We start from the raw sequence: 7,605 nt of genomic DNA, 5'->3' as shown, positions 1-7,605 counted from the left end.
CGCCCCCGCCGCCGTGATCTACCTGGATCCCACCGCCATCATGAAACTCATCACCACGACGCCCGAGTCCCCGGCCCTCACCGACTACCTGCGCTCCCGCACCGACACCACTTGGTTCACGTGCGCCCTGAGCCGCGCCGACGTCATGCGCACCGTGGCCACTTTTCACCCCGACGCCGCCGAGCACGCACACCACGTCTTGGCCGGCCTAGACAGCGTCGCAGTCACCGACCGGCTCCTCGACGCCGCGATCGAGCTTGCCCCTGCCCCGAGCCGCACCACCGACGCGCTACACATCGCTGCCGCCCTGTCCGCCGGCCCCCAACTCCACACCTTGATCACCTACAGCCCGGAGCTGACCCGCGACGCCGCAGCCCACCACATCCACACCACTTCGCCCGGAGGTTCACCGTGATACGCGCTCTGATCGCCGCGGTGCTGCTCACCGGCGCCGCCGTCCACTTCTTCGGCGCCCCTGAAGACGCCGCGCTCGGCTACAGCCTTCTGCTGTGCGCAACGCTCTGGTTCACCTGGCCAGCAGCCCGTGTGGCCGCTGGCCTGTTCCGCCGCACTCGCCGCCGGCGCCACCCCCGCCGCGCTCCCGCCAAGCCCGCCAGCCCCGGGCCCCACTTGACCCAGATCAACCACCATCACCACTACTACGGCGACCCACCCATGGCGACGCCGGCGACAACGCTGCGACCCGACTACAGCCTGCCGGCACTACCCGAACGCAGCAGCCAGCAGCTCGCCCACGACGCCGTCTACAACACCATCGACATCGACACCCTGTAGCCCATGAGCAGCACAGACCAAGACCTCCACACCGACCACGGCTGGGAAAACGGGCGCCTCATCTTGGCCTCGCTCGCACCACGCACAACCACCAGGCCCGCCCGTCGCGGCCTACCTCCGCCACCCGACGACCCTCCCGGCGACAGTCAACCGTCGAACAAGCCAGGCCTACTCACCAGCGCGCTTCACGCGTCCGGGCGCGCGGCGCGCGCCGGCGGGCGCGCGTTCAACAAACGAGTGCCACCCGATCGCCGAATGCACACCGCATTCATTACCGCGGCCGCCGTCGTGATCCTGCTGGTGGCCCTGGCCGCCGTCAACTACCTCACCTCTGACATCAACCCGCAACCACACATCACCACCCCGACCGCGACCGCACCGCCACCGCCACCCCAGGCGCCGCTACGGCAAGACACCATTCTCAAGGGGGTTACCGCCAGCGACTTGTGCCCGCGCGACGCCAACTACTCCGACGCCAACCGGGCCTTTGACGGCGACTTCAACACCGCTTGGGTGTGCACCCGGGTCAAGAACCAGGACGGGCAGGCCCTTCAAGTCGATTTCGGCCGCCAAGTCACCCTGACCCAACTGCGGGTCATCGGCGGCTTCGACGCCACCGCTCCCGACGGCTCCGACCAATGGTCCAAGCATCGCATCGTCACTCAACTCGAGGTGTGGTTTCCCAAGGACCTCAAACGCGACCCCGTCATCATCGACACCGCGGGAGCTAGGGATTGGCGCTTCATCACCTTCAATCCGCCCGCGACTGTGAGCAAACTACTCATACGCGTCAAAGCGACTTCTGATCCACCTCAAGCATCCACAGCCCCAAGCCCAACCGCGTCCGGGACTCCCGATGAGGTGACCACGGTAGCTATCAGCGAGATTCAATTCATCGGCACCGAAGGCAGTCATCCGACGTGAAATATGACGTGCAGATCCGCCGCGACGGCGAAGTGGTGTGGAAAAGCACCACCGGCGACTACGACGGCGACTCCGCCGTGGAGGCCGTCTTCCATGTCTTGCACACCACCTTCGGTGTTCCCGACGGCATCATCCGCCGAGCCACAGCCGAGCTCGATCTCGACGACCTCAAGCCCGCAGCACTGTGAGCGGCACCGTTACCGACGAAGTCGCCTTAGAGTTCACGGTTCACGCGCACTGAGTCGCCGCGTGATGCAGCCTGCATCACCGGATCATCACACGAAAGCGCGACCGGACGGACCACCGCCCTGTGCAGGTACCGTCGATCCGGTGGCCACCAAGACGCCAGTGCGAGACCCAGCGTGGGCGCCAATGCTGGCGACCCTTGGGGCCCCGCCGCGACGCGCGGACGGCTGGGCCGTCGAGTGGAAATTCGACGGCCAGAGAGCAACCGTCCGCATCCAGGACGGCGACGTCACGGTCTTCACCCGCAATGGCGCCGACGTGTCGCGGACCTTCCCCGAGCTCGCCGGCGTGGCCGCCGCGATCGGTGATCGCCAGGCCGTCCTCGACGGGGAGATCGTCGCCGTCGATCCGACCGGCCGACCATCCTTCACTCGACTGCAGCGCCGCTGGCCACAGCAGCGCCGACCACACCCCGAGCTGCTCCGCGAAGTCCCCGTCCGCCTGCTGGCTTTCGACCTGCTAGCACTCGACAACCGCGACATCACATCCCACGGCTATAGCCAACGTCGCGAACTGCTCGACGCACTCATGATCGTCGACACGTCGCCCACGCTGACCATTCCGCCCGCCCTGACCGCGGTGACCCCGGCAGACATGCTCGAGGTCGCGGCCCACCACCAGATGGAGGGAATTGTCGCCAAGCGGCTCGACGCCCCCTACCGGCCCGGCCGCACCACCCAGTGGATCAAGTCGCTCGTCCGCCCAACCTGCGAGCTGATCATCGTGGGCTACTGCCGCGCCGCCGGCCCAGGCGGACGCACCAGTATCGGCTCGATGCTGCTGGCCGGCCACACCGACGCCGGCGACCTAATCATCGTCGGACAAGTCGGAACCGGATTCAGCAGCACCACCCGCCGCCAGGTCTACGCCATGCTCCAACCAATCACACGCGCCACCACGCCCGCCGCCAATCCAGTGGAGGCCAACGGGGTGTGCTGGGTCGAGCCCCAATTAGTATGCGAAGTCGCCTACCGCGAGTATGTGGCCGGCCGCTGCCTTCGCCACACCAGCTTCAAAGGATTGCGCGGCACCGACCCTGCACACATCCGTGTCCCCGAGTGATGCACAACCTCGAAAGACACTGCGAAGCTTTGATTCAACGAGACTGCCCAAAACACCGATGAGGACGGACGCAGACCGCCAACCGAGAAACGCCGACCGCCCCGAAGACCGCCGTCACGTGACGAAACTCTAGGGGGGCCCCGGGAAGGTGGGAAATCGGCGCCGTAAACCGTCGCCTGCCCGGGACGCCGACGTCGCGGCTCGCGATGCCGCCTTCGACCCCCCACTCGGTCTCTTGCAACACCTCCGCACCAAGGGGCCGTCGCTGGAGGTCAATGTCGGCGCCGCCACTTGACAGGGCGAGCCGCCTGGCCCGGCGTCAGAATGGGCGCGCCGAGCGTGAGATGCGCCAGAATCCCGGATTGAGCTCTATTGCTAGGGCCGCCAACTCATCGACGAACTGTCCGGCGGACGGACCGTCGATCACCAATGTCACGTAGTCGCTGCCACCGCGGGAGGCCGTCATGCGTGCGCCTTCTCGGCCGGCCCAGGCCACAGCGGTGAGCTGCTCGACCCGCGCGACGTCCTCACTGGTTTCCAAATCACCTGTGACAACAGACAAGTGCCGCTTCCCGTGCGCCGCATCCTCCAGATAGGCCTCAACCGCGCTGCCCGGCCGCCCACCACTCTCATCACACATCACTGCATTATGCGGTCCACCGCCGACATGTGATGCAGCCTGCATCACGCGCAGGCTAGGCGACAGCGTTTCTCGCTTCGCCGTCGTCATCAGCGCTGGAATCTGCGACCCCCCGGACTATTGCGTCTGTCAACAGTTATGCAGCACGATGTCTCCCAGGGGTAGCGGCCGGCGGCGCAAGCATCGAGGAGGGACTGCGAGCTCATGACCTGGACCGTCCAATGCTGCTATGCCGCGACAGCCGCGCCAGATCTCACGGCCGTATCCAATGCGGCGGTGACCTACGACCCGCACAACGGCTCCCTGCAGATGGCGTTCGAGGTCGAGGCCTGCACGATCGAAGAGGCGACCGTAACTGGTTTGAGTGCCGCCGCAAGGACCACCGGGCTGCGACCGACACGCCTCTCTGTGCAAAGCACGGCAGAGTTCGTTGCAGACCACGAACACCCCGCACCGCTGAACCTCGACCTGATCGGGGTCACCGAGATCGCCGGCGAACTCGGAGTGTCACGTCAGCGCGCCGGAAAGCTAGCCGAAGACCCCGACTTTCCAGCACCTGTGCTTCGCACCGCAGCGGGCCGCCTTTATACCCGAGACTCAGTCAAAGCGTTTCAGCAGCGCTGGACGGCTGCCCGTAACCCTCGCGGCGGCAGGCGACGTCGCCTGCACGCCACAGCGAGCCAGGTGATCGGCCGGTGACGCAACCAAACACGCTTGTTCTGAACGCTATTGACGTCAATCGACACAACTTCGGCATCACTACCCGCAGAGGCGCCCAGTCCACCTCACCGGTCGCACTGACATCGCCGCAGCCAGACGTCCGCCACCGTGAGGTCTTCCCATGGCGTTGACCGAAGGCGGGCAATTCGCCGGCTACACAATCGTGCGCCAACTTGGCAGCGGCGGGATGGGGGATGTCTACCTAGTCCGCCATCCACGCTTTCCCCGACTCGAAGCGCTCAAGGTGCTGCGGTCCGACCTCTCGGCGAACACCGCGTTCCAGCAACGATTTAACCGTGAAGCGGAGTTAGCAGGCGGCCTGTGGCATCCCCACATCGTCGGGGTGCACGACCGCGGTGAATACGAGGGCCAGCTGTGGATCACCATGGACTATGTCGACGGCACCGACCTGGCCGAACTAATCGGCACGCGCTACCCGACAGGGCTGCCTGCGCACCTGGCGCTAGCCGTGGTGAGCGCGGTGGGGGAGGCCCTCGATTACGCCCACCACCGCGGCCTGCTGCACCGCGACGTCAAGCCAGCCAACATCATGATCACCCAGCCAGAGGACAACACGTCACCCCGAATCCTGTTGAGCGACTTCGGCATCGCCCGTCCCATCGATGACGACACCGGCCTAACCCAAACCAACATGGCGCTGGGCACCGTCAACTACAGCGCACCCGAACAACTCATGGGCACAGCCATAGACGGCCGAGCAGACCAATACTCCCTTGCCGCGACCGCCTACTATCTGCTGACCGGCACCAAAATGTATGCCAACCTGCCCGCCGTCGCCGTCATCAGCGCACACCTGACCGCACCGCCGCCGCTTCCAGGGGCGACACGCCCCGACCTGGTCGCCACCGATCCGGTATTCGCGCGCGCCTTAGCCAAAGACCCAGCCCAGCGCTTCGCGCGCTGCACCGACTTCGCCGCCGGGCTGCAACGCCAGCTGCAGCGCACCCAACAAACGGGGCACACCGACGCGGGCCCTGCCGTGGCCGCCGCGCCGCCTGGGCCCTGGACACCAGCCGCAGCCGACCCAAATCCTCTATCGGGCACCGGCTCAGGACCCTTTGCGGCACCCGCCCCGGGTGATGCAACCCTGTCCCGACCGGCCGCCCCCGGCCACGCGGCTGGGCCGGCCCACCCGTCTGCCCCGGCGCCCCCATCGCCGAGCGCAGCGCGCCGCCTCCGTCGTGTGCGGCTCGCGGTCGGGGCCGCCGTGCTGGCGGCCGCGGCACTGATCGCGTACATCGCCCTCCCACACGGCGGCACCAAGCCGGCGACCTCCGACGCCGCTCAAGCCAAAGACGCCGCGCTGCAGACCGGTCGACATTATCTAGAAGCGCTGTCTCGTGGGGACGCAGCGGCAGCGTTAGCGCTCAGTGCAGCCGCCCCGATCACCACACAGTGGGTCACCGCCGACACGTTGCACGCCCAGCTGGCCGCCGCACCGATCACCAACTTCGCGGTCACCTCAGCCCCCTCGGCGCCAAGTGACGACCCCAACAGCGTTCAGTACGTGCTGCTTTCAGCCCAGATCGGACCGACACTTTCCCAGGCCCGAGTCGCGGTGCGCCGCCACGGCAATGACTGGAATCTCGACACCGCCACCGTGCCTGTCGACCTCGGCACACCAGGAGTCGACAATGCCGCCCTCAAGGCAGTAGCGGTCTCCGGCGTGCCCACCAATGGGACCTCGCCGATCGCCGTGTTCCCAGGCGCTTTGGTGGTTTCGTCGTCCAACCGCTTCGTTGACATCACCGCTCAGGCACCGCCAGTGCTGCTCAACGCGCTCACCGGCAACGCCGCGCGCCCCAGCATCCAGCCGATCGTGACGCTCAACGCCACCGGCCTGCAGGCCGCCAAGACGGCCGTCGACAACTTGCAGCATCACTGCTACCACGGCGTCGCGCCGCCACCTGACTGCGCCGGGCTGGGCAGCCGTGACCCCACCCTGTCGGTGGCTGGCCCCGGCGATTTCTCCCAAGCGCAGTTAGCGCTGGATCCCTCCACCATGCTGGTCACGGTGTCCGGAAGAGTGGTCTACAACGACGCCCACGGCGCAGCGACCGCCGGTTACATCTTCACCGCGGCGGGGACCGTGGATCTAAGCCAGGACCCGCCAACGTACAGCAGCCCATCCACCCATCCGTGAACCGCCCGCCGCCGAACCACAGGGGAAGGTAGGCCTCCATGCCCTTGAGCGAGAACGACCAGTTTGCCGGCTACACCGTGTTCCGGCGACTCGGCGCCGGAGCGATGGGCGAGGTCTATCTAGCTCGTCACCCACGGCTACCACGGCTGGAAGCGCTCAAAGTACTGCGCGCCGACCTCTCCGGTGACGTCGGGTTTGAGCAACGATTCAATCGAGAAGCCGACCAGAGCTCTGGCTTGTGGCATCCGCATGTCGTCGGAGTGCACGACCGTGGAAAATTCGACGGCCAGCTCTGGATCGCCATGGACTACGTCAACGGCCCCGATCTGGGTGCGGTGCTCGCCGAACGCGGCGGAACCGGACTGTCGCCCGCCGAGGTGGTCGCTGCGGTCCGCGCGGCCGCGGAGGCCTTGGATTATGCGCATCATCGCGGCCTACTGCACCGTGACGTCAAGCCGCAAAACATCATGATCAGCCGCCCCGAGGACGGCAGCGCCCCACGGGTCATGGTCACCGACTTCGGCATCGCCCGACCGGCCGCCGATGACGCCGATCTCACCCAGATCACCAACCTGCAGACCGACACCACAACCAAGATGGGCGGCACCTACGACTACACAGCGCCCGAACAGCTTCGAGGCGAGCTGATCGATGGGCGCGCTGATCAATACGCGCTGGCGGCGACGGCCTACCACTTGCTCACCGGCGCACCACCATTTCCCAGTGCCAATCCCGTCGCGGTCATCAAAGCCCACCTGACCGCTGCGCCGCCACGCCCGAGCGCCCTGCGTCCAGGACTGGCGGCCACCGACCCGGTTTTCGCCCGCGCTCTAGCCAAAGATCCCGCACAGCGCTTCAACCGGTGCAGCGACTTCGCCGCAGCCCTACGCACGGCGCTGCAGATTCCTGCCGCGCCCGCTCCACCACCGGCCGATCCAACGATGGCCGCCCCGGCCGCCCCACCACACCTCGCCGCCCCGGCCGCGACAAGGTAGGCGGCATCGTTCTGCATAGCGACACCCTCGCCGACGACGAAACGTGCATCCGGGACGGG

General features: G+C 66.8%; 9 protein-coding genes. 8 read left to right on the top strand and 1 reads right to left on the bottom strand.

The genetic code is table 11. The features are described 5' to 3' along the window. From A9W96_RS32220 to ligD, 5 genes are all read left to right on the top strand, one after another. Positions 1–415, top strand: a 415-nt coding sequence (locus A9W96_RS32220) for a hypothetical protein (RefSeq protein WP_231999706.1), incomplete at its 5' end; no start/stop codon positions are given. Further along, positions 412–795, top strand: a complete 384-nt coding sequence (locus A9W96_RS16115) for a hypothetical protein (protein WP_067141189.1) — start codon at positions 412–414, stop codon at positions 793–795. The genes A9W96_RS32220 and A9W96_RS16115, both read left to right, overlap by 4 nt. Before the next feature lie 3 nt (positions 796–798). Next, positions 799–1,719: a discoidin domain-containing protein gene (locus A9W96_RS16110; RefSeq protein WP_067141186.1), complete on the top strand. Its 921-nt coding sequence runs from the start codon at positions 799–801 to the stop codon at positions 1,717–1,719. Then, entirely contained in the window at positions 1,716–1,907 is a 192-nt protein-coding gene (locus A9W96_RS16105; protein ID WP_067141184.1) for a hypothetical protein, read from the top strand. Before A9W96_RS16110 ends, A9W96_RS16105 begins: the two co-directional genes overlap by 4 nt. Positions 1,908–2,091: 184 nt before the next feature. Then, the gene (gene ligD, locus A9W96_RS16100) at positions 2,092–3,027 is read left to right on the top strand and encodes a non-homologous end-joining DNA ligase (protein ID WP_067141181.1); all 936 of its coding nucleotides are present in this window, start codon (positions 2,092–2,094) and stop codon (positions 3,025–3,027) included. 319 nt (positions 3,028–3,346) lie between these two features. Here ligD and A9W96_RS31505 read toward each other — a convergent pair whose 3' ends face one another. After that, positions 3,347–3,757, bottom strand: a complete 411-nt coding sequence (locus A9W96_RS31505; protein ID WP_156765279.1) for a hypothetical protein — start codon at positions 3,755–3,757, stop codon at positions 3,347–3,349. A 114-nt stretch (positions 3,758–3,871) separates the two neighbouring features. On the opposite strand from A9W96_RS31505, the gene A9W96_RS16090 reads away from it, so the two are divergent. From A9W96_RS16090 to A9W96_RS16080, 3 genes are all read left to right on the top strand, one after another. Next, entirely contained in the window at positions 3,872–4,366 is a 495-nt protein-coding gene (locus A9W96_RS16090) for a hypothetical protein (RefSeq protein WP_067141175.1), read from the top strand. Positions 4,367–4,508: 142 nt separating this feature from the next. Further along, a complete protein-coding gene (locus A9W96_RS33145; protein WP_067141172.1) occupies positions 4,509–6,551 on the top strand; it encodes a serine/threonine-protein kinase in 2,043 nt (680 codons plus the stop codon). Positions 6,552–6,589: 38 nt separating this feature from the next. Next, complete coding sequence (locus A9W96_RS16080; RefSeq protein ID WP_082972311.1) at positions 6,590–7,546, top strand: serine/threonine-protein kinase; 957 nt, start codon at positions 6,590–6,592, stop codon at positions 7,544–7,546. The last annotated feature ends 59 nt before the right edge of the window (positions 7,547–7,605 follow it).

This window comes from Mycobacterium sp. 1245852.3, from assembly GCF_001669335.1.
Classification (GTDB): Bacteria; Actinomycetota; Actinomycetes; order Mycobacteriales; family Mycobacteriaceae; genus Mycobacterium; species Mycobacterium europaeum_A.
This window is presented reverse-complemented; position numbering and strand designations above follow the sequence as displayed.

Coding starts and splice junctions, on each gene's coding strand:
- A9W96_RS16110 (WP_067141186.1), top strand. CDS start 799: ATGAGCAGCACAGACCAAGACCTCCACACCGACCACGGCTGGGAAAAC.
- ligD (WP_067141181.1), top strand. CDS start 2,092: ATGCTGGCGACCCTTGGGGCCCCGCCGCGACGCGCGGACGGCTGGGCC.
- A9W96_RS31505 (WP_156765279.1), bottom strand. CDS start 3,757: ATGACGACGGCGAAGCGAGAAACGCTGTCGCCTAGCCTGCGCGTGATG.
- A9W96_RS16090 (WP_067141175.1), top strand. CDS start 3,872: ATGACCTGGACCGTCCAATGCTGCTATGCCGCGACAGCCGCGCCAGAT.
- A9W96_RS33145 (WP_067141172.1), top strand. CDS start 4,509: ATGGCGTTGACCGAAGGCGGGCAATTCGCCGGCTACACAATCGTGCGC.
- A9W96_RS16080 (WP_082972311.1), top strand. CDS start 6,590: ATGCCCTTGAGCGAGAACGACCAGTTTGCCGGCTACACCGTGTTCCGG.